This is a genomic window from Aminobacter niigataensis, from assembly GCF_946995915.1.
GTDB classification, from domain to species: Bacteria; Pseudomonadota; Alphaproteobacteria; order Rhizobiales; family Rhizobiaceae; genus Aminobacter; species Aminobacter niigataensis.
Genome location: NZ_OX341517.1, coordinates 1,975,589 through 1,994,947, shown reverse-complemented (window position 1 = coordinate 1,994,947; position 19,359 = coordinate 1,975,589). Strand labels below are relative to the sequence as shown.

The 19,359-nt window shown below is 64.3% G+C and carries 23 protein-coding genes; 19 read left to right on the top strand and 4 right to left on the bottom strand.

Features of this window, described 5'->3' with window-relative positions:
* Positions 1 to 213: 213 nt before the first annotated feature.
* From O1Y97_RS09620 to O1Y97_RS09575, 10 genes are all read left to right on the top strand, one after another.
* Positions 214 to 882 carry a response regulator transcription factor gene (locus O1Y97_RS09620; protein WP_108607128.1) on the top strand — a complete coding sequence of 223 codons (669 nt, stop codon included), beginning with the start codon at positions 214 to 216 and terminating at the stop codon, positions 880 to 882.
* 64 nt (positions 883 to 946) lie between these two features.
* On the top strand, positions 947 to 2,200 hold the full coding sequence (locus O1Y97_RS09615; protein WP_108607127.1) for a flagellar hook protein FlgE: 1,254 nt from the start codon (positions 947 to 949) through the stop codon (positions 2,198 to 2,200).
* 33 nt (positions 2,201 to 2,233) lie between these two features.
* A complete protein-coding gene (gene flgK, locus O1Y97_RS09610) occupies positions 2,234 to 3,682 on the top strand; it encodes a flagellar hook-associated protein FlgK (protein ID WP_108607126.1) in 1,449 nt (482 codons plus the stop codon).
* A gap of 2 nt (positions 3,683 to 3,684) precedes the next feature.
* Complete coding sequence (locus O1Y97_RS09605; RefSeq protein ID WP_318763851.1) at positions 3,685 to 4,737, top strand: flagellar hook-associated family protein; 1,053 nt, start codon at positions 3,685 to 3,687, stop codon at positions 4,735 to 4,737.
* Positions 4,738 to 4,763: 26 nt separating this feature from the next.
* Entirely contained in the window at positions 4,764 to 5,111 is a 348-nt protein-coding gene (flaF, locus tag O1Y97_RS09600) for a flagellar biosynthesis regulator FlaF (RefSeq protein ID WP_108607124.1), read from the top strand.
* Entirely contained in the window at positions 5,108 to 5,551 is a 444-nt protein-coding gene (gene flbT / locus O1Y97_RS09595; RefSeq protein WP_108607123.1) for a flagellar biosynthesis repressor FlbT, read from the top strand. Before flaF ends, flbT begins: the two co-directional genes overlap by 4 nt.
* The gene (gene flgD / locus O1Y97_RS09590) at positions 5,551 to 5,976 is read left to right on the top strand and encodes a flagellar hook assembly protein FlgD (protein WP_108607122.1); all 426 of its coding nucleotides are present in this window, start codon (positions 5,551 to 5,553) and stop codon (positions 5,974 to 5,976) included. The genes flbT and flgD overlap by 1 nt, the downstream gene beginning before the upstream one ends.
* Positions 5,973 to 6,239, top strand: coding sequence for a flagellar biosynthesis protein FliQ (fliQ, locus tag O1Y97_RS09585; protein WP_108607121.1), 267 nt, complete (start codon positions 5,973 to 5,975; stop codon positions 6,237 to 6,239). The genes flgD and fliQ overlap by 4 nt, the downstream gene beginning before the upstream one ends.
* Before the next feature lie 151 nt (positions 6,240 to 6,390).
* Positions 6,391 to 8,034 carry an MFS transporter gene (locus O1Y97_RS09580; protein WP_318763850.1) on the top strand — a complete coding sequence of 548 codons (1,644 nt, stop codon included), beginning with the start codon at positions 6,391 to 6,393 and terminating at the stop codon, positions 8,032 to 8,034.
* Positions 8,035 to 8,069: 35 nt separating this feature from the next.
* The gene (locus O1Y97_RS09575) at positions 8,070 to 8,516 is read left to right on the top strand and encodes a DUF1801 domain-containing protein (protein WP_318763849.1); all 447 of its coding nucleotides are present in this window, start codon (positions 8,070 to 8,072) and stop codon (positions 8,514 to 8,516) included.
* An 18-nt stretch (positions 8,517 to 8,534) separates the two neighbouring features.
* On the opposite strand, the gene O1Y97_RS09570 is transcribed toward O1Y97_RS09575, so the two are convergent.
* Together O1Y97_RS09570 and O1Y97_RS09565 are read right to left on the bottom strand one after the other, a co-directional pair.
* Positions 8,535 to 9,017 carry a MarR family winged helix-turn-helix transcriptional regulator gene (locus tag O1Y97_RS09570; RefSeq protein ID WP_318763848.1) on the bottom strand — a complete coding sequence of 161 codons (483 nt, stop codon included), beginning with the start codon at positions 9,015 to 9,017 and terminating at the stop codon, positions 8,535 to 8,537.
* The gene (locus O1Y97_RS09565) at positions 9,007 to 9,186 is read right to left on the bottom strand and encodes a hypothetical protein (RefSeq protein WP_159091618.1); all 180 of its coding nucleotides are present in this window, start codon (positions 9,184 to 9,186) and stop codon (positions 9,007 to 9,009) included. The genes O1Y97_RS09570 and O1Y97_RS09565 overlap by 11 nt, the downstream gene beginning before the upstream one ends.
* A 34-nt stretch (positions 9,187 to 9,220) precedes the next feature.
* On the opposite strand from O1Y97_RS09565, the gene O1Y97_RS09560 reads away from it, so the two are divergent.
* From O1Y97_RS09560 to O1Y97_RS09525, 8 genes are all read left to right on the top strand, one after another.
* Complete coding sequence (locus O1Y97_RS09560) at positions 9,221 to 9,715, top strand: methyltransferase family protein (protein WP_318763847.1); 495 nt, start codon at positions 9,221 to 9,223, stop codon at positions 9,713 to 9,715.
* Positions 9,716 to 10,450: 735 nt separating this feature from the next.
* Entirely contained in the window at positions 10,451 to 12,541 is a 2,091-nt protein-coding gene (flhA, locus tag O1Y97_RS09555; RefSeq protein ID WP_108607116.1) for a flagellar biosynthesis protein FlhA, read from the top strand.
* A complete protein-coding gene (gene fliR / locus O1Y97_RS09550; RefSeq protein ID WP_108607115.1) occupies positions 12,538 to 13,290 on the top strand; it encodes a flagellar biosynthetic protein FliR in 753 nt (250 codons plus the stop codon). Before flhA ends, fliR begins: the two co-directional genes overlap by 4 nt.
* A gap of 2 nt (positions 13,291 to 13,292) precedes the next feature.
* Positions 13,293 to 13,679, top strand: a complete 387-nt coding sequence (locus tag O1Y97_RS09545; protein WP_108607114.1) for a hypothetical protein — start codon at positions 13,293 to 13,295, stop codon at positions 13,677 to 13,679.
* A gap of 64 nt (positions 13,680 to 13,743) precedes the next feature.
* A complete protein-coding gene (locus O1Y97_RS09540; protein WP_318763846.1) occupies positions 13,744 to 14,292 on the top strand; it encodes a rod-binding protein in 549 nt (182 codons plus the stop codon).
* Positions 14,293 to 14,302: 10 nt separating this feature from the next.
* Positions 14,303 to 14,722, top strand: a complete 420-nt coding sequence (locus tag O1Y97_RS09535; protein ID WP_108607112.1) for a hypothetical protein — start codon at positions 14,303 to 14,305, stop codon at positions 14,720 to 14,722.
* A complete protein-coding gene (locus tag O1Y97_RS09530; RefSeq protein ID WP_108607111.1) occupies positions 14,710 to 15,261 on the top strand; it encodes a hypothetical protein in 552 nt (183 codons plus the stop codon). Before O1Y97_RS09535 ends, O1Y97_RS09530 begins: the two co-directional genes overlap by 13 nt.
* Before the next feature lie 109 nt (positions 15,262 to 15,370).
* Entirely contained in the window at positions 15,371 to 15,712 is a 342-nt protein-coding gene (locus O1Y97_RS09525; protein ID WP_318764184.1) for an SCP2 sterol-binding domain-containing protein, read from the top strand.
* Between the two features lie 61 nt (positions 15,713 to 15,773).
* On the opposite strand, the gene O1Y97_RS09520 is transcribed toward O1Y97_RS09525, so the two are convergent.
* Both O1Y97_RS09520 and odc2 read right to left on the bottom strand, forming a co-directional pair.
* Positions 15,774 to 16,343, bottom strand: coding sequence for a GNAT family N-acetyltransferase (locus O1Y97_RS09520; RefSeq protein ID WP_318763845.1), 570 nt, complete (start codon positions 16,341 to 16,343; stop codon positions 15,774 to 15,776).
* A 99-nt stretch (positions 16,344 to 16,442) separates the two neighbouring features.
* A complete protein-coding gene (gene odc2, locus O1Y97_RS09515; protein WP_108607108.1) occupies positions 16,443 to 17,576 on the bottom strand; it encodes an ornithine/lysine decarboxylase in 1,134 nt (377 codons plus the stop codon).
* 548 nt (positions 17,577 to 18,124) lie between these two features.
* On the opposite strand from odc2, the gene O1Y97_RS09510 reads away from it, so the two are divergent.
* Positions 18,125 to 19,315, top strand: coding sequence for an amidase (locus tag O1Y97_RS09510; protein WP_318763844.1), 1,191 nt, complete (start codon positions 18,125 to 18,127; stop codon positions 19,313 to 19,315).
* The last annotated feature ends 44 nt before the right edge of the window (positions 19,316 to 19,359 follow it).

The following is a 19,359-nucleotide window of genomic DNA, read 5'->3' as shown; positions in this document are numbered from 1 at the left end:
CGGTTTTGCGCCACGCTGAACCGGCCACGACCGCGCCCCCGCCCCTCATCGACGACCTGAAACCCGAATGCACGCATGTCGTGCAACCGCTTCAACCCATGCGATTCCAGACTCCCTAAAAAATAGCGGCAAGAATTCACGATTGGTCGCCTTGGTCTCGACCCATTACCGATTGGTTAACGGGGCATTTTTTCTGATTCGGAGGCGGGGCCGATGATTGTTGTTGTCGACGAGCGCGAGCTCGTCACTAAAGGCTATAATTCACTTTTCGACCGGGAGGGCGTGGCTTGCGCGGGCTTCCGTTCGGGCGAGTTCGGCGAATGGGTGACCAGCGCTCCCGAAGAGGATCTGCGCTCGGTGCGCGCCTTCCTCATTGGCGACTGCAACGAGGGTTCGATCTCTCCGCGCCAGCTGCGGGACCGCTCCAAGGCGCCCGTGATCGCGCTCAGCGAGCAGAACAATCTCGAGAACACGCTCAAGCTTTTCGAATCCGGCGTCGACGACGTCATTCGCAAGCCGGTCCACATCCGCGAAATCCTGGCCCGCATCTCGGCGATCCGCCGCCGCGCCCAGGAAGACACCGGCTTCACCCAGATCGGCGCCATGCGCATCTTCATGGATGGCCGCGATCCCGAGATCGACGGCCAGCCGATGCCGCTGCCGCGCCGCGAACGCCGCATCCTCGAATATCTGGCAAGCAACAGCGGCCGCCGCGTCACAAAGACCCAGGTGTTCAACGCCATCTATGGTGTCTTCGACGAAGAAGTCGAAGAAAATGTCGTCGAAAGCCACATCTCCAAGCTGCGCAAGAAGCTGCGTGAGCGTCTCGGCCACGATCCGATCGATTCAAAACGCTTCCTTGGCTACCGGCTGGTTGTCTGACCAGCCTCGCGCAAGACATGTTGCGTAGTTTTGCTTCGTGGCATGAGAATTGGAGAGACCACCGATGAGCCTCTATGGAATGATGCGGACTGGCGTGTCGGGGATGAACTCCCAGGCGAACCGCCTCTCGACGGTCGCTGACAACATCGCCAATTCGAGCACGACCGGCTACAAGCGCGCCTCTACCGAATTCTCGTCCCTGGTCCTGCCGAGCACTGCCGGCAGCTACAATTCCGGCGGCGTCACCACCACGGTGATCAACTCGATCAGCAAGCAGGGCGCCCTGCAATACACCACGTCGGTCACCGATCTCGCCATCGACGGCGACGGCTTCTTCGTCGTCGAAGACGCTGGCGGCACCACGTTCCTGACCCGCGCCGGCGCCTTCGTGCCCGACAAGGACGGCTATCTCGTCAACACCGCCGGTTTCAGGCTCCAGGGCTGGGATCTGAGCCAGGGCCCCAGGCCGGGTGCGCCGATAGACCCCAGCCAGATCGACGCCATCAAGATCGACGACACGACGCCCCAGTGGGCGGCGAGCGAGAACGGCACGTTCGCGGCCAACCTGCCGCGCGATGCGACCATCGTCCCGGCTGCCAATCTGCCATCGGCCAACGCCGCCACGGCTGCCTATACGGCCAAATCGTCTGTGGTCGCCTACAACAGCGCCGGCGGGCAGGTGATCCTCGACGTCTACATGAGCAAGACGGCGGCAGGCACCTGGGAAGTCACGGTCTTCGACCAGTCGCAGGCAACGGCGGGAGGCTTCCCATACACGGGAGCTGCACTTTCCACCGAGACGCTCGATTTCGACGCCACCGGCAAGCTGACCGCCACGAGCGCGACCGACATCACGCTGACCGTACCGGGCGGCGCCGCGCTGACCATCGACCTCTCGAAGATGACGCAGGCCGATGCCGACTACAGTGTCGCCAAGGCCGTCATCGACGGCAGCCCGCCCAGCAAGATCGAGCGCATCGAGATCGACAAGGACGGCACCGTCTACGCCCAATATGCCAACGGCTCGATGAAGGCGCTGTTCTCGATCCCCATGGCCAACGTCCCCAGCCCCGACAAGCTGACCGTCATCTCCGGCAACGTCTTCAGCCAGGGCGCGGAATCGGGCGCAGTCACCATCGGCTGGCCGACCGAAGGCAAGAACGGCAAGGTCGTCTCCGGCGCGGTGGAGAATTCCAACGTCGACATCGCCGAAGAACTCACCGCCATGATCGAGTCCCAGCGCAACTACACCGCCAATTCCAAGGTCTTCCAAACCGGCGCCGACCTCATGGATGTCCTCGTCAACCTGAAGAGATAGGACTGACGGGCCTCAGCCCGCGAAAGATCCCGCATGTCCCTGACGTCTGCCCTCAACATCGCCCAATCCGCGCTTCTCCACACGTCGCGCCAGACCAGCAACGTTTCCCGCAACGTCTCGGAGGCGCAGAACCCCGACTACGCGCGCCGCTCGGCCATGCTGGCAAGCACCGGCCCTGGCGCGCGCGTCGTCGAGATACAGCGGGCGACCAACGAACTTCTGTTCCGTCAGAACCTGTCCGCGCTCGCCTCCTTCTCCGGCCAGAGCACGCTCTTCGAGGGCCTGCAGAAACTCACCCTCGACGTGAACGGCAGCGACAATGCGGGCTCGCCGGCAACGGCGCTCGGCAAGTTCCAGCAGGCGCTGCAGTTCTACGCCGCCTCCCCGTCCAACCAGAACCTCGGCGTAGCCGCGATCGACGCCGCCCGCCAGGTGGTCCGCACGCTCAACGACGGGTCCAGCGCGATCCAGCGTTTCCGCACCGAGACCGACAGCGAAATCGCCACCACGGTCGACGATCTGAACCGGCTTCTGGCCGATTTCGAGCAGGCCAACAAGACCATCATCGCGGGCACCCGCACCGGCCGCGACGTCAACGATTCGCTAGACCAGCGCGACGCCATCCTGAAGAAGATCTCCGAGATCGTGCCGATCTCGACCTTCAAGCGCTCCGACAACGACATGGTCATCACCACGGCCGACGGTTCGACATTGTTCGAAACCGTCCCGCGTGCTGTCAGCTTCTCCCCATCGGCCGGCTATGCCCCAGGTGCCGCCGGCAACAAGATCTACATCGACGGCGTGCCGGTTCAGCCCGGCACCGGCGCCAACACCGATGCGGCGGGCAAGCTCGCCGGCCTCGTCCAGTTGCGCGACAGCGTCGCCGTCACCATGCAGGCCCAGCTCGACGAGACGGCGCGCGGCCTGATCACGGCTTTTTCCGAAACCGCGCCCGCGCTTGCCGACCAGGCCGGCCTGTTCACCTGGTCGGGCGGACCGGCGGTCCCCGGCGGACTGGTCAACGGCCTCGCCCGCTCGATCCGCCTCAATCCGGCCGTTGATCCGGCTGCCGGTGGCAACCCCAAGCTGCTGCGCGACGGCGGCATCAATGGTGCTGGCTACATCAAGAACCCGGCAGCGAACGCCTCCTACGCCGACCTGCTGATCTCCTACGGCGACCGCATCGACCAGACCATGAGCTTCGATCCGGCCGCGGGCATCAGCGCCTCGTCGAGCCTCAGCACCTTCACCACCAACTCGATCGGCTGGCTCGAGGGCATGCGCAAGCAGGCTTCCAGCGCGTCCGAGACCAAGGAAGCGCTGGCCGTGCGCACGGCCGAGGCGCTGTCCAACGAGACGTCGGTCAATGTCGACGTCGAAATGTCGCTGCTGCTCGAACTCGAACAATCCTACCAGGCCTCGGCGCGCCTCATTAAGGCGGTCGACGAGATGCTGTCGGCGCTGCTTGCGGCGGTGAGGTAGCGATGAAAACCACCTTCGTCTCTTCCGCCGCCGTCACCAGCGCACTGCGCTACTCGCTGCTGCGCCAGCAGTCGGAATTGGCCAAGGCACAGAAGGAAGCCTCGTCTGGATTCGTCGCCGACACCGGACTGGCGCTTGGCGCCCGCACCGCCCAGTCGGTCACGCTCCATCGCGACCTCGAAAGGCTCGGCGGCATCGTCGATTCCAACGGGCTGGTTTCGGCCCGGCTATCGGCGACGCAGAAAGCCTTGACCCAGGTTGGCGCCGCCGCCCAGTCCTTCCTGTCGAGCCTGACCAGCAGTGCCTCGGGCGATGCCGCCTACGCGCTGACCCAGAAGAGCGGGCGTGCCACGCTCGACACGCTGACCTCGGTGCTCAACACCAGCCTCAACGGCGAATATCTGTTCTCCGGCACCAACACCGACGTCAAGCCGATCAACGACTTCAAGCCGGGCTCGGCGACCAAGGTGGCCTTCGACGCCGCCTTCGCCGGCTATTTCGGCTTCAATCAGAACCATGCCGACGCCCAGGACATCACCGCGGCCGACATGAACAATTTCATGACCACCGTCGTCGAGCCGATGTTCCTCGGTACGGGCTGGCAGGCGGCCGGCAGCCCGTGGTCGAATGCCACCAATCAAGGCATCACCAGCCGCATCACGCTCAACGAGACCACCGAGACCTCGGTCAGCGCCAACAACGAGGGCATTCGCAAGATCGCCATGTCGGCCGCCATCATCAGCGACCTGCTCGACAGCAATGTCGGCAACGCCGCACGTGGCGCGCTCGTCACCCATGCCGTGTCGAGCATCGGCGAGGCCATCAGCGACATCGGCCAGCTGGAAGCGCAGACCGGCATCATCGAACAGCGCGTCAAGAGCGCCACCGACCGCATCAACGTGCAGGTGGACCTGTACGAGCGCTACATCCTCGACACCGAGGGTGTCGACTACTACGTGGCTTCGGCGCGCGTCGCCGACCTGGTATCGCAGATAGACAGATCCTACGCGCTGACCGCGCGCATCCAGCAGCTCAGCCTGATGAAGTATCTCTGACCTGACCGGCAACAAACGGGACGCATATGTATCAATTCTCCTATGCCGACATCCAGACCGACTCCGTCGCCGATGCGCGGGATCGCGAACGTCAGCTTCTCACGCGCTCGATCGACATGCTGACCACGGCCAGCGAGGTCGGAGCCAATTCCAACGAGGCCATCCAGGCGCTGAACTTCACCAACCGGGTGTGGACATCGCTGCTCGACGACCTCGGCAGCCCCGAGAACGAGCTGCCGAAGGAACTCCGCGCCAATCTCATCTCCATCGGCCTGTGGCTGCTGCGTGAAGCCGAAGACATCCGCCAGGGCCGCACCGACAGCTTCGAAGGCCTGATCGAGGTCTCGCAGATCATCCGCGACGGCATCCAATGAAAAACACCCTGAAGATTTCGCTGAAGGCCAACGAGAAGATCTACATCAACGGCGCGGTCGTCCGCGTCGACCGCAAGGTCTCGCTCGAATTGCTCAACGACGTGCAGTTCCTGCTCGAAAGCCATGTGCTGCAGCCCGAGCAGGCATCGACGCCGCTGCGCCAGCTCTACTTCATCCTGCAGGTCATGCTGGTCGATCCCGTCGGCGCCGTCGAGGCTCGCGATATGTTCCGCCGGTCTCTGCCGCTGCTGCTCGCCACCTTCGACAATCCCGAGATCCTGTCGAGCCTCAAGCATATCGACCGCCTCGTCGCCGAGGACCATGTCTACGAGGCGCTGAAGACCATCCGCTCGCTCTATCCCCTGGAAAAGCGCGCCATGGCCAGCAACGACCAGCCACAGCTGGCCGAGCACGCCATCGCAGCCGGAGGTACATTCTGATGGCCATCGACTACACCGCCTCGGTGCCGGGCTCCACCAGCACCAACAAGACGGCCACCGGCACGCCGGCGCCGTCCAAGACCCAGGTCGACTACAATTCGTTCCTCAAGCTGCTCGTCGCGCAGATGAAGAACCAGGACCCGACCAAGCCGATGGACTCGACCCAGTATGTGGCGCAGCTCGCCACCTTCTCGCAGGTCGAACAGTCGGTGCAGATGAACACGCGCCTCGACCAGATCCTGCAGGGCTCGGCGCTCGCCCAGGCCGACGCGCTGATCGGCCGGACCGTCACCTCGCCCGACGGCAAGACTTCCGGCGTCGTCGCCGAAGTCCGCCTGTTCAAGGACGGCGTCGTCGCCGTCCTGACCGACGGCAAGCAGGTCGTCATCAATCCCGGCGTTTCGATCAAGGCCACGCCGGCGTGAACGAGGCCGATGCCCTCGACCTTGTCCAGTTCGCCATCTGGACCGTGCTGACCGCCTCGGCGCCCGCCGTGGCCGCAGCCATGCTGGTCGGCGTCGGCATCGCCCTCATCCAGGCGCTGACCCAGATCCAGGAAATCACCCTCACCTTCGTGCCCAAGATCGTCGCCATCTTCCTGGTCGTGGCGCTGACCGGCCCGTTCATCGGCGCCCAGATCTCAGCCTTCACCAACGTCATCTTCGAGCGCATCGAAACCGGTTTCTGAGCAAGCCGCGGGCCTGCGCCCACTGGACCGCCGGCGAACCGGCCTTGGCCTATGCCGGCCTTCGACAAATGGGTTCACCCCGCTCGCCGATCATGGTCTAGTCGCACGACGACGATTCACACGAGGGCATCCGGCTCGGCCGGCTTGGCGCATGGACGACGACCACCAGTACGAGCGAGGTTCTGCACTCGAGCCGTTCAAGCACGGCATTTTCCGTTCCGTCTGGCTCGCCAGCCTGGCATCGAATTTCGGCAGCCTGATCCAGTCGGTCGGCGCCGCCTGGCTGATGACCTCGATCGCCACCTCGTCGGACATGGTGGCGCTGGTCCAGGCCTCGATCACGCTGCCGATCATGCTGTTTTCGCTGGTCTCGGGCGCCCTTGCCGACAGCTTCGACCGCCGCCGCGTCATGTTGACGGCCCAGTGCTTCATGCTGGCGGTCTCGGCGCTGCTGACGCTCGTTGCCTATCTCGGCCTTATCACGCCGTGGCTGCTGCTCGCCTTCACCTTCCTCATCGGCTGCGGCACGGCGCTTAACAACCCGTCCTGGCAGGCCTCCGTCGGCGACATGGTTCCCCGCCCGGTCATGCCGGCGGCGGTGGCGCTCAATTCGATGGGCTTCAACATGACGCGCAGCGTCGGCCCGGCCATCGGCGGCATCATCGTCGCCGCCGCCGGAGCGGCTGCCGCCTTCGCCGTCAACACGCTGAGCTATTTCGCCATCATCTTCGTCCTGTTTCGCTGGCGTCCGCAGTATCCGGCGAACCCGCTGCCGCGCGAAACGCTCGGCCACGCCATGGGCGCGGGGCTGCGCTACATCGCCATGTCGCCCAACATCGGCAAGGTCCTGCTGCGCAGCTTCGCCTTCGGCTTCACCGCCGTCGTCCTCCAGGCGCTGCTGCCGCTCGTCGCGCGCGACCTCGTCGCCGGCGGCCCGCTGACCTACGGCATCATGCTCGGCGCTTTCGGCGTCGGCGCCGTCGGCGGTGCGCTGATCAGCGGCCGCATCCGCAGCAGCATGTCGAGCGAGGCGATCGTGCGCTCGTCCTTTCTCGGCTTTGCCCTGTGCAGCTGGATCGCCGCCTGGAGCTCGAACGCCTGGGTCACCAGCGCCGGCCTGCTCATCGGCGGCGCGTGCTGGGTGCTGGCGCTGTCGCACTTCAACATCACCGTGCAGATGTCGACGCCGCGCTGGGTCGTCGGTCGCGCGCTCTCGATCTACCAGATGGCGACCTTCGGCGGCATGGCGCTCGGCAGCTGGGTCTGGGGCCTGATCGCCGAAGGCCATGGCCCGGCCACCGCCCTCATCGTCGCCGGCATCGTCATGCTGGCCGGCGCCGCGATCGGTTTCCTTCTGCCTCTGCCCGAGCATACGGCGCTCAACCTCGACCCGCTGAACCGCTTCCGCGAACCGCATCTGGCGCTCGACGTCCAGCCGCGCAGCGGTCCCATCGCCATCATCATCGAGTTCATCATCCGCGAGGAAGACGTACCCGCCTTCCTCGATGCCATGGCCGAGCGTCGCCGCATCCGCCGCCGCGACGGCGCCCGCAACTGGACGCTGGCACGCGACCTGGAAAACCCCGAGATCTGGGTCGAGAGCTACCACACGCCGACCTGGCTCGAATATGTCCGCCACAACCAGCGCGCCACCCATGCCGACGCCGAGATCGGCGAGAAGCTCAGGTCGCTGCACAGCGGCGCCCAGCCGCCACGCGTCCATCGTCTGATCGAGCGCCCCACCAGCCTCGCCGCCGCCATCGTCACACCGAAGGGCCCGATCGACCTGCATTGAAGGTCAAGCGCAATCTGCCCATCGAGGAGGAAAGAATGGAAAAGAAAACGGCCTCGAATGAAGCGGGCAGCGGAGTCGCAGCTTCCCGGCAGATCGATGAGAAGATCACTGCGCTCGACGATTGGCGCGGCCAGACACTTGCCCGGATCCGCGCCCTCATCAGGCAGGCCGACCCCGAGGTGGTCGAGGAGGTGAAGTGGCGCGGCGTTCCGGTCTGGTCGCATGCCGGCATCATCTGCACCGGCGAGACCTACAAGAACGCCGTGAAGATGACCTTCGCCAAGGGCGCCTCGGTGGAAGACCCGAAGGGCCTGTTCAACTCCAGCCTCGAAGGCAACACCAGGCGTGCCATCGATTTCCACGAGGGCGACACCATCGATGAAGAGGCGTTGAAGGCGCTCATCCGCGCCGCCGTGGCCCTGAACACCTCGGTGCTCGCCGCCCGATCCGTCCGCTCGCAGAAGAAACCCAAGAGCGCCTGAACAGCGTGGCGGTGCCTGCTACGGCAGCCGCTCCGACCGCGCTTTCACATCATCGCTCAGCTGCCGCACGATCTCGGTGGTCCTGAGGATATCGGCTTCGCTGAGGGCGACGCCCATGCTCGAGGCGATCGCCAGGAGCTGGGCGTTCATCTCGCGATAGCGCGCCTCGCCTTTCGCCGTCAGCTGCACCAACTTCGAGCGCTGGTGCTTCGGATTTTCGATGAATGCCACCAGCCCCTCGGCCGCAAGTTCGTCCGCCAGCCGCTGCATGCGCTGGCGGCTTGTGGGGCGCATCTGGGCGACCTGCGGCACCGTCAGCGGACCAAGCACCGCCAGGCTTCGCATGAAGCCGAACGCACCGCCGCCCCAGCTGGTGATTAACCCGGTCTTCTGGCCGATTGCCCGTATCCTGAAGAAGCACTGGGCCACTTCGAGCATCAGCTCGGCGATCGCCTCTGCCTTGTTGTCGGCGGTTGGGCCCGCCCCCGTCTCAGCCGCCATCCCGGTCTCCTGTCGTGCCGACGTCATCGCCTTCGTCCCGTGAGAGCAATTCCAGGAAAAGTGTGCAGCGGTTTTCCGTCCGGAATTGCGCAAAACAAGCTGCACAGCCTCCGTCATTGACACCATGGTTGTCAATTTGTAGAATGACACCTTGGTTGTCGTTTTGCATTGAATTTCGTCCTCCAGCATCTGCGGGAGCATTCATGCGTGAACCATCTGGCCAACAAGTGAACGACACTGGAACGGCAGGCGTCATCGCGCGGCCGCCTCTGCTGTTTCTTGGCGCTCTTCTGCTTGGACTGGCCGCGGATCGCCTGCTGCCTTTGATGGCCCCTGTCGCGGCGAGCGATCTGGTCCGTCTGGTCGGCGGTTGCCTGATCCTCACCGGCTTTGCGCTCGCGATCGCGGGTATTCGCAACTTCTCGCGAGCGGCGACACCGGTGCCCACCTATGAGCCGACCCGCGTGCTCGTCACCTCAGGCATTCACGGGTGGACGCGCAATCCTATCTACCTCGGCATGTTCCTGCTCTATGGCGGCATCGGCGTCGCCGCACTGAGCCCGTGGATCCTTGTCCTCACTGTTCCTCTTGCCATCGTGATCCGCTACGGCGTCGTTGCCCGCGAGGAGGCCTACCTCGAACGTCGCTTCGGCGATGCGTATCTCGACTACAGGCGACGCGTGCGGCGATGGCTGTGAGCGAAACCGGCTTCGTGGATGTCCTCGCGAGCAGCCTTCCCTCCACATCGCGATCCTCCCTTCCTCGCCAATCGCATACGTTGAAGATTGGCGGCGACGTCTAACGAAGCTCGTCATCCTCGGGCGGAGCAGAAGCAAAGCGACCTGCGGAGACCCGAGGATCCATGCGTGAAGTGGCAATTGCCGATCTGGTCCAGAACCAATGCCCGACACATCCCGATGTGTCACCATCTGTCAGCAATCCGCGTGGATAGACCCATCCCTCTTTTCCACGCCCTGAAAACCTCCCGTACAATCCATGCCAGTTTCTCCCGCGGGAACGCCGGTCGCGACGGTGGCATGCGGGGAGGAACCGGCGCCTCCGATTGTGGGCTAACGTGGCTCATGGTCCGGGGAGGTTCCGTCCAAGGGTTCCCCCTCGGGCACTACGGCCCGGGTGCGCTGGACGATGCGCTAGTGGGGGCATGGGCGAAAATGCCCGATGCCCCGGAAGCGGAACGGACGGGAACGGAAATCGCCGGCGGTGCGCGGGTTCGCGCCACCATTTAGCATTCGGCAGGCACGGCCCCGCGCCCCGCTTCCCGAATTCTCCAGACAATAGCCAGACCGGAAACGGGGCGTGGCGGTGAGCAAGCTTGGCCCTTCGAGGGAAAGCTCCCACCCTCGCGCAAGCTTGAAGCAATAGGGTCAACGGGCCGTGGCATGGGTTCGCGGCAGAATTCGATCGGATGAGCCATGGCGATCAGTGAAACCATTTCGGGCATAGGCGCGCCAAACAAGAGCGGACGCGACGTCTTCTTCGCGCTCGGCATCGTGGTTATCCTGGTCGTCCTGTTCCTGCCGATCCCGGCTTTCCTGATCGACGTCGGCCTCGCCTTCTCCATCGCCATTTCAGTGCTGATCCTCATGGTCGCCCTGTGGATCCAGCGGCCGCTGGACTTCTCGTCGTTCCCGACGATCCTGCTGATCGCCACGATGCTGCGCCTGTCGCTCAACATCGCCACCACGCGCATGATCCTTTCGCACGGCAACGAGGGCACGCACGCCGCCGGCTACGTCATCTCGGGCTTCTCCAGCCTCGTCATGTCCGGCGATTTCGTCATCGGCCTGATCGTCTTCCTGATCCTGATCGTGGTGAACTTCATCGTCATCACCAAGGGCGCGACGCGTATCGCTGAAGTCGGGGCGCGTTTCACCCTCGACGCCATCCCCGGCAAGCAGATGTCGATCGACGCCGATCTCGCCGCCGGCATGATCGACGACAAGACCGCTCAATTGCGCCGCCGCGAACTGGAAGAGGAAAGCTCGTTTTTCGGCTCGATGGACGGTGCCTCGAAATTCGTCCGCGGCGACGCCATCGCCGGCCTGATGATCACCGCCATCAACATCGTCGGCGGCATCGCCATCGGCTATTTCCGCCACGACATGGGCATGGGCGAAGCCGCCGACGTGTTCATCAAGCTGTCGGTCGGTGACGGTCTGGTGACCCAGATCCCGGCCCTCATCGTCTCGCTCGCCGCCGGCCTGCTGGTCTCCAAGGGCGGCACGCGCGGCTCGACCGACCAGGCAGTGTTCGGCCAGCTCGGCGCCTATCCGCGCGCGCTCTACGTCGCCGCCGGCCTGCTGCTGTTGCTCGGCTTGATGCCCGGCCTGCCGATGTTCCCGTTCGTCACGCTCGCTGCCGGCATGGCCGCACTCGGTTATGTCATCCCGATGCGCCACAACCGCCGCGTCGCCGAGGCCGATGCCGAGAAGAAGCAGGCGGAAGTCGACAAAGTCGAAGAGGAAAAGAACTCGGTCAAGGCATCGCTCGCCACCGCCGAGATCGAACTCCTGATCGGCAAGCAGTTGTCGACGCGCCTGCTTGCCACGCATCAGGAACTCGCCTTCCGCATGTCGAAGATGCGCAAGAAGTTCGCAACCCAGTACGGTTTCGTCGTGCCTGAAGTCAGAATGACCGACGACTACTCGATCCCGCCCAAGAGCTACCAGATCAAGATCCACGGCACGGTCGTCGCCGAATACCAGATGCGCGTCGGCGAGATCATGGTGCTGCTCGGCTCGCGCGAACTGCCCGACATTCCGGGCGAGGAAGTTCGCGAACCCGCCTTCGGCATGCGCGCGTTCTCGGTGCTCGATTCCTTCGCCGAGGACCTCAAGCGCGAGCAGTTCACCTTCGCCGACAACATGTCGGTGCTGCTCACCCATCTCTCCGAGGTGATCCGCAACAACCTGCCGCAATTGCTGTCCTACAAGGACATGAAGGCGCTGCTCGAACGCCAGGATCCGGAATACCGCAAGCTCGCCGACGAGATCTGCACGTCGCACATCACCTATCCCGGCCTGCAGGCCGTGCTGAAGCTGTTGCTCGCCGAGCGCGTGTCGATCCGCAATCTCCACCTCATCATCGAGGCCATCGCTGAGATATCCCCCCATGTCCGCCGCACCGAGCAGATCGTCGAACATGTCCGCATCCGCATGGCCCAGCAGATCTGCGGCGACCTTGGCGAGAGCGGCGTGCTCAAGGTGCTGCGTCTCGGCAACCGCTGGGACCTCGCCTTTCACCAGAGCCTCAAACGCGACGCCAAGGGCGAAGTACGCGAATTCGACATCGACCCGCGCCAGCTCGAGGAATTCGGCCAGGACGCCTCGAAGGCGATCCGCATCCACCTCGAGGCCGGCGAGCGCTTCGTGCTCGTCACCGCCCCCGACGCCCGGCCCTATGTCCGCATGATCATCGAACGGCTGTTCCCGACCCTGCCGGTGCTCAGCCATGTCGAGATCGCCAAGGGCGTCGAGCTGCGCGTGCTTGGAACCATCTCATGAATGTTGCCGCGCAAGGGTTCGTCCTTGCGGCGTTCCTCGCCTTTTGCCGCATCGGCAGCTGCTTCATGCTGATGCCCGGCATTTCGAGCGTACGCGTGCCCATGCATGTCCGGCTGTTCGTCGCCGTCGCCGCCACCGGCGGGCTTCTGGTCCACCTCTGGGACCAGATCTTTCCCTATGTCGATGCGCGCCCGGGCGTGCTGATGCCGATGATCGCCTCGGAGTTGCTCATCGGCGGCCTCATCGGCCTGATGGCGCGCCTCTACATACTGGCGCTGATGTTCATGGGCTCGGCCATCGCCATGCTGATCGGCTATGGCGGCGTCGGCGGCCACGCCATCGAGGAAAACGAGCCGCAGGCCCCGCTCGCATCGATCATCTCGATTTCGGCGCTGATCCTGCTCTTCGCCTTCAATTTCCACCATGAGATCGTCCGCGCGCTGGTCGCCTCCTATCAGGTTGCCCCGGTCAACCTGTTCTTCAACCCGCAGGCGGCGCTGGTGGACATCGCCGACACGCTGTCGGAAAGTTTCATGGTCGTGCTCAGGCTGGGCAGCCCGTTCGTCGCCTACGCCATCCTGGTCAACCTGACGATCGGCTTCGTCAACAAGCTGACGCCGCAGATCCCGGTCTACTTCATCTCGCTGCCCTTCGTCGTCGCCGGCGGCTTGATCCTGATGTACTTCGGTATCGCCACCATGCTCAGCCTGTTTGCCGACGGCTTCGCCGACATCACGGTGGGGAGGTAGACATGGCCTCGCGCAGGGAACGGCTGAAGAAGCTGGTCGTGGTGCAGGAGCAGCTCAAGGCGCTGCACGAGACGCGTCACGCCGGTTTCGTCGCCCAGGCCATCGCGGCTGAGAGCGAGGCGCAATCCCTGGCGGAAAGCTTCGACAGCACCGACGGCATGCCCCAGCTCTTTCCGGAACTCTATCACCGGCGAATCTCGGCGGCGATCAACAGGCAGCAGCTCAACCTCGGCCTCGCCAGATTTGAGGTCGGAAAGATCGCAACCGCCACCGCCCGCACCAACATGGTCGAGCGCGCCTATCGCGACGTCAGGCGCCGCGACGAGCGCGACAGTGCCGACCGCGAGCGTCTCGAAATCATCGAAAGAAAGCCCAGTGACGACAAGTAAGGTTGCCGCAAGCTTGACCCTCCACAATCAGCAGTAACGTAAACCCCGGAAAGGCGAGCCAGCTTTGGCGATCTCCCCACCCAGCGACATCGTTCTGGACGTTGCCAAGGCCGTCGAGCCGGCCGGCATCCAGGCCGCGCGTGCCGCGCTCGCCAACCGGACGGCCAGCACCGGCGCCGCCTTCTCGCTCACCGAGGCTGCGGTCACCGGCGGCCTCTCGCGCCAGCCCGACGCGGCGAGCCCCGACGCCAGCATGAAGCGCTTCGAGGCCATGGTGCTGCAGACCTTCATCGAGAACATGCTGCCCAAGAACACCGACAGCGTCTATGGCAAGGGCATGGCCGGCGACATGTGGAAGTCGATGATGGCCGAACATCTGGCCGACCAGACCGCCGAAGCCGGTGGCATCGGCATCGCCAAGGCTCTCATGCGCGACCACTACATCAAGGACGAGCAGGCGCTGCCGGTCGGACCGGTGTCCGGCGGCCCGGATCGGGCTGCGCTCGATGAGCAGGCAAGCCAGGCGACTGCGGTCATCCAGGAAATACAACGGAAGATGGTCCAGTCGCTGGGACGCGACGCCGCCTCCTCCGTCACTGACACGAAATCCTAGAGGGTAAGATATGTCGGATCTCTCCGAATACAGGCCGAACCTCCCGGCCAAGGCCGAGCCAATCGAACTCGTTCAGTCGGCGCAGCCGGGCAACATCGGTGCCATCATCAGCCGCATCGAAGAGGCGGTCGAAGAAGAAACCGCCTCGATCCGCACCGACACCCGGTTCGACATCAAGGCGTCGAATGCGCGCAAGAGCCGCTATCTCTACGAATTGACGCGCGCCACCAAGGGCCTGGTCGAGGGGGACTTCCCAGGCGATCTCAAGGTCGGCGTCGAGCGCTTGCGCGACAAGCTCGCTGCCAACGAACGCGCCATCCTCGCCCATCTCAGCGCGGTCAGCGAAGTCGCCAACCTGCTCAAGGACGCCATCCAGCGTTCCGAGACCGACGGCACCTACTCGGCCAACGAATTCGGATGGGCGCGGTGATCAAGTTCATCGCGGCGGCCTTGTGGATTGTCGCCGTGACGCTCGGCGCGGTCTTCTATTCGTTCCAGGCTGCGGCCAACTTGCCAGCGGCCGACGACAAGAAGCCGCTGCTCGGCGGTCTGGACTACGTCAAGACCGACGTCATCTCGGTGCCGCTGCTCAAGGGCGAGCGCGTCGAGGGCTATTTCCTGACGCGCCTGGTCTACACGGTCGAGCCCAAGCAGGTCGCCAAGATGTCGGTGCCGATGGACGCACTGCTCGTCGACCAGGTCTATTCCTATCTCTACGGCAACCCGCAGATCGATTTCACCCAATACGACAAGCTCGACCTCGACGCCTTTCGCAATGGCCTGCGCGACAGCATCAACGCCCGTATCGGCGAGAAGCTGGTGCATGAGGTGATGGTCGAGCAGATCGACTTCCTGACGCCGGACGACGTACGCGACAATGCGGTGCGTCGCCGTTCTGCAGCGGCGACAGCGGCGGCCAAATCGGCCGAGGCCGAAGCCGCCGGAGAGGCACCGGCCGCCGCTCACTGAACTCGATGCGAGCCAGCCGGAACGAGCCATTCCTCAAATCTACGTTGACGTAAACGTCAATTGGCCGCTATAGGCTTTGCAGTCCTGTGACGCGGGCCGGCTTGTCCGGATTGGTCCGGGGAGGCCGGGCGCAAAGCGCCTTTTCAGGAAAGATCAGGAGAGAGCCATGAGCATTCAGACAGTCGCAGACAAGATCAAGTCGAAGGTCGAGAGCTCCGGCTTCGACCGTTCGGTCAAGTTCGACACCGGCGCCGATGGCGTCATCGTCATCGACGGCGCAACCCTGTCGACCACCGACGCCCCGGCCGATTGCACCATCAAGCTGTCGCTCGACGATCTGGAGTCGCTCATCGCCGGCGACCTCAACCCGACGATGGCTTTCATGACCGGCAAGATCAAGGTCGAAGGCGACATGTCGGTGGCCATGGGCCTCAGCAGCCTGCTCGGCTAAGGCCTCGGTTCAACAGGCCTAATGGACCTTCCCGTTACCGCCAGGCACGGGAAGGTCACGATCAGGCAGCCAGCCGCGCGCGCTCGGTCTTGAGCTTGCGGCCGGCGGCCTTCAGGACGCCCTTGGTACCGTCCAGGGCGCCCGAAACAAGTTCCAGCGCGAGAAAGCGTTCGCGCTCGTAAGGGCCCGGCATTGAAAGCTGCCCGGTCTTCTCAGCGGTGAAGCCGAACCGCGCATAATAGGGCGCATCGCCGACCAGCAGGATGGCGCGGTGGCCGAGGCGCGCAGCCTCTGCGAGAGCGTGGCGCATCAGCGCCGAGCCGACGCCAGCGCTTTTCATCGACTGGTCGACAGCAAGCGGGCCGAGCAGCAGCGCAGCCGGGCCACCCTCGCCCAGGCGCACGTCCCACAGCCGCACGGTGCCGACCACCGAGCCTTCGGCATTGCGGGCGATCAGCACCAGGCCCTCGGACGGGCGGCGCCCGCGGCGCAGCTTCTCCGACGACTTCTTGCGCCGCTTCAGGCCCATGGCGCGGTCGAGCAGAGCTTCGCGCGCCGGAACGTCGGCGAGGGTTTCGGCCACGATCACGATGTCGGGCGAGGTTTTGGTTTTTTCGATTTCAATATGCATGTCCGCGATCCTTCACGAGCGGATAACTGTTCCACAAGCGAACCCGTGCGGGCGCCGATTGCGCCCGCGCCGGGTGATCTGATCAACTCTTGCGAGCCGTCAGATCACGTAGGATCGGAGAGGCTCGAAGCCGTTGAAGGCGACCGACGAGTAGGTCGTCGTGTAGGCGCCGGTACCCTCGATCAGCACCTCGTCGCCGATGGTCAGCGACAGGGGCAGCGGGTACGGCGTCTTTTCGTACATCACGTCAGCCGAATCGCAGGTCGGGCCGGCGAGCACGCATGGCGACTTTTCGTCGGCATCGCGTTCGGTCACGATCGGATAGCGGATCGCCTCGTCCATCGTCTCGGCGAGGCCGCCGAACTTGCCGATGTCAAGGAACACCCAGCGCAGATTGTCGTTGTCGGCCTTCTTGGAGATCAGCACGACTTCCGACTTGATGACGCCGGCATTGCCGACCATGCCGCGGCCCGGCTCGATGATCGTCTCCGGGATGTTGTTGCCGAAGTGCTTGGACAGCGCCTCGAAGATGGCCTGGCCGTAGGCCTGGGCAGCCGGCACGTCGCGCAGGTAGCGCGTCGGGAAGCCGCCGCCCATGTTGACCATGCCGAGCGTGATGCCTTCTTCGGCAAGCTTGGCGAACACCATCTTGGCGTCGGCCAGCGCGCGGTCCCAGGCGGAGAGATCGACCTGCTGGGAACCGACGTGGAACGACACGCCATAGGCATCGAGGCCGAGCGCCTTGGCCTGGCGCAGCACGTCGACGGCCATGGCAGGCACGCAGCCGAACTTCCGCGACAGCGGCCATTCCGCACCTTCGCCATCGGTCAGAACGCGGCAGAACACGCGGGCGCCGGGGGCGGCACGCGCGATCTTCTCCACCTCTTCGACGCTGTCGACGGCAAACAGACGGATGCCGAGTGCGAAGGCACGCGCGATGTCACGCTCCTTCTTGATGGTGTTGCCAAAGGAGATGCGCTCGGCCGGCGCGCCGGCATCCATGGCCATCTCGACTTCGGCGACCGAAGCGGTGTCGAAGGACGAGCCCATCGAAGCAAGCAGGCGCAGGATCTCGGGCGCCGGGTTTGCCTTCACGGCGTAGTAGATCTTGGACTCCGGCATGGCCTTTTCGAAGGCGCGGAAATTGTCGCGCACGACGTCGAGGTCGACGACGAGGCAGGGGCCCGATGGACGTCGGGTGGCGAGGAAGTCGAGGATGCGCTGAGTGGCCATAGGTCTCTCCATCGCGCGGTCCTGCCGCGCAAGATCATCAAGCTGCGGGACGGCCGTTCCCGGCCGTGGTATCCCGCGGTGGACAAAGACATGATCGCTATTTGATGGAACCAGCCTGTGGAGACCCTGGATCCATAAATGCGCTTCACGCGGCGGTGAACCTGAGCCAGCCCGGCTTCGGTTCGCTTTGTCTGCCTTGGCTTGGAAATGGGAAGACCCGTTCCGCACTGCCGGCAATGAAGGTGTGCCTCTTCAGTAACCCCGGCTTTTGGACAGCCGGAAGAGAACCAGAAAGGCCCGCACCGTCGTTGCTTCAAGGTGTCCTCGATTTCGCGGTTGGCCGCTAAACCGACTGGAGGGGTTAGCTCCAGTTACCTTACCGATTTCCTCGCCATTCGAGGGATCGGCGGACACCCACAGGCACGTGCGACTTTGGGCAAGCCGGGATATATGCACCACTGCCGTCACAATCAATTAAAATCGGATGGCGGGTTGAAAAAATTCAAACGTCGAACAATGCTGGCGATATCGTAAACAGGCTTCGAACGATGAATAGCATGCCCGACCCTTTCAACTCGTTCCTCGACATGCCACAAGTGCCTGTTTCCAATGCGGAAAATGGCCCGCTTGCGGGGCTGCGGCTGGCTGTCAAGGACATCTACGATGTTGCCGGCCTCGTCACCGGCTGCGGCAATCCCGGCAAGGCTGCCAGCAGCCTTCCGGCCGACAAAACTGCCGCGTCAGTGCAGGTGATTCTCGATGCGGGCGCGCGATACGTCGGCAAGACCCAGACCGACGAACTCGCCTTTTCGTTGATGGGCCAGAACGCGCATTTTCCGCACCCGATCAATCCCGCGGCACCCGACCGCGTTACCGGCGGCTCATCATCTGGTTCGGCCGCCGCAGTCGCCGGCGCGCTTGCCGACATCGCAGTGGGCTCGGACACCGGTGGCTCGATCCGGGCACCGGCCAGTTTCTGCGGGCTGATCGGCCTGCGCACGACCCATGATCTCATCTCGCTCGACGGCGCAATGAAGCTCGCCCCCAGCCTCGACACGTTCGGCTGGTTCGCCCGGGACATCGACACCTATGAGAAAGTGGCCAGGCTGCTCATCGGCGAGGATGCCCATCGCGGCGAACTGGTCCGGCCGCTTGCGCTCGACTGGCTCGACGCGCTGCCCTCCGGCCCGGCCGAGGCAGCCGAATACCGGCGCATGCGCGGCATCGCCGAAAACGCCCTTGGCCCCATAACCAAGGCGTCACCCCTCACCTTTTCGCCCGACGAACTCTACTGGTGCTTCCGCAAGGTTCAGGCCTTTGAGGCCTGGCAGCAGCATGGCGCGTGGATATCGTCCGGAGACCGCGGCCTCGGCCCGGGTGTCAAGGAGCGCTTCGCCTTTGGCGCGACCATCGACGCCGCGGCCTATCAGGCAGAGATCGCCAGGCGCGACGCTTTCCGCCGCGCGCTGGGCGCATTGCTGGGCGACGACGGCATCCTGATCCTGCCAACGGTACCCGGCGCAGCCCCGCTGGCAAGCGCCACCGACGCCGAATTGCTGGCCTATCGCGAGCGCGCGCTGATGCTGCTCTGCCTGTCGGGGCTTTCCGGCTTCCCTCAGATCACCCTGCCCATTGGCACGGTGGACGGCGCACCATTCGGCCTGTCGCTGCTGGGACCTGCCGGCAGCGATCTGGCGCTCATCCAGTTGGGACGCCAAGTACTGCAGCAGCAACTTTAGCAATCGGCGCAGGTAGCGACAGTTCTGATCAATCACGATTGTTT

Coding starts and splice junctions, on each gene's coding strand:
- O1Y97_RS09570 (WP_318763848.1), bottom strand. CDS start 9,017: ATGGCGGCTGAGACGGGGGCGGGCCCAACCGCCGACAACAAGGCAGAG.
- O1Y97_RS09545 (WP_108607114.1), top strand. CDS start 13,293: ATGGCCTCGCGCAGGGAACGGCTGAAGAAGCTGGTCGTGGTGCAGGAG.
- O1Y97_RS09565 (WP_159091618.1), bottom strand. CDS start 9,186: ATGCAAAACGACAACCAAGGTGTCATTCTACAAATTGACAACCATGGT.
- flbT (WP_108607123.1), top strand. CDS start 5,108: ATGAAAAACACCCTGAAGATTTCGCTGAAGGCCAACGAGAAGATCTAC.
- flhA (WP_108607116.1), top strand. CDS start 10,451: ATGGCGATCAGTGAAACCATTTCGGGCATAGGCGCGCCAAACAAGAGC.
- odc2 (WP_108607108.1), bottom strand. CDS start 17,576: ATGGCCACTCAGCGCATCCTCGACTTCCTCGCCACCCGACGTCCATCG.
- O1Y97_RS09620 (WP_108607128.1), top strand. CDS start 214: ATGATTGTTGTTGTCGACGAGCGCGAGCTCGTCACTAAAGGCTATAAT.
- O1Y97_RS09535 (WP_108607112.1), top strand. CDS start 14,303: ATGTCGGATCTCTCCGAATACAGGCCGAACCTCCCGGCCAAGGCCGAG.
- O1Y97_RS09580 (WP_318763850.1), top strand. CDS start 6,391: ATGGACGACGACCACCAGTACGAGCGAGGTTCTGCACTCGAGCCGTTC.
- flaF (WP_108607124.1), top strand. CDS start 4,764: ATGTATCAATTCTCCTATGCCGACATCCAGACCGACTCCGTCGCCGAT.
- O1Y97_RS09510 (WP_318763844.1), top strand. CDS start 18,125: ATGAATAGCATGCCCGACCCTTTCAACTCGTTCCTCGACATGCCACAA.
- O1Y97_RS09575 (WP_318763849.1), top strand. CDS start 8,070: ATGGAAAAGAAAACGGCCTCGAATGAAGCGGGCAGCGGAGTCGCAGCT.
- O1Y97_RS09560 (WP_318763847.1), top strand. CDS start 9,221: ATGCGTGAACCATCTGGCCAACAAGTGAACGACACTGGAACGGCAGGC.
- O1Y97_RS09605 (WP_318763851.1), top strand. CDS start 3,685: ATGAAAACCACCTTCGTCTCTTCCGCCGCCGTCACCAGCGCACTGCGC.
- flgD (WP_108607122.1), top strand. CDS start 5,551: ATGGCCATCGACTACACCGCCTCGGTGCCGGGCTCCACCAGCACCAAC.
- O1Y97_RS09530 (WP_108607111.1), top strand. CDS start 14,710: ATGGGCGCGGTGATCAAGTTCATCGCGGCGGCCTTGTGGATTGTCGCC.
- flgK (WP_108607126.1), top strand. CDS start 2,234: ATGTCCCTGACGTCTGCCCTCAACATCGCCCAATCCGCGCTTCTCCAC.
- fliR (WP_108607115.1), top strand. CDS start 12,538: ATGAATGTTGCCGCGCAAGGGTTCGTCCTTGCGGCGTTCCTCGCCTTT.
- O1Y97_RS09615 (WP_108607127.1), top strand. CDS start 947: ATGAGCCTCTATGGAATGATGCGGACTGGCGTGTCGGGGATGAACTCC.
- O1Y97_RS09520 (WP_318763845.1), bottom strand. CDS start 16,343: ATGCATATTGAAATCGAAAAAACCAAAACCTCGCCCGACATCGTGATC.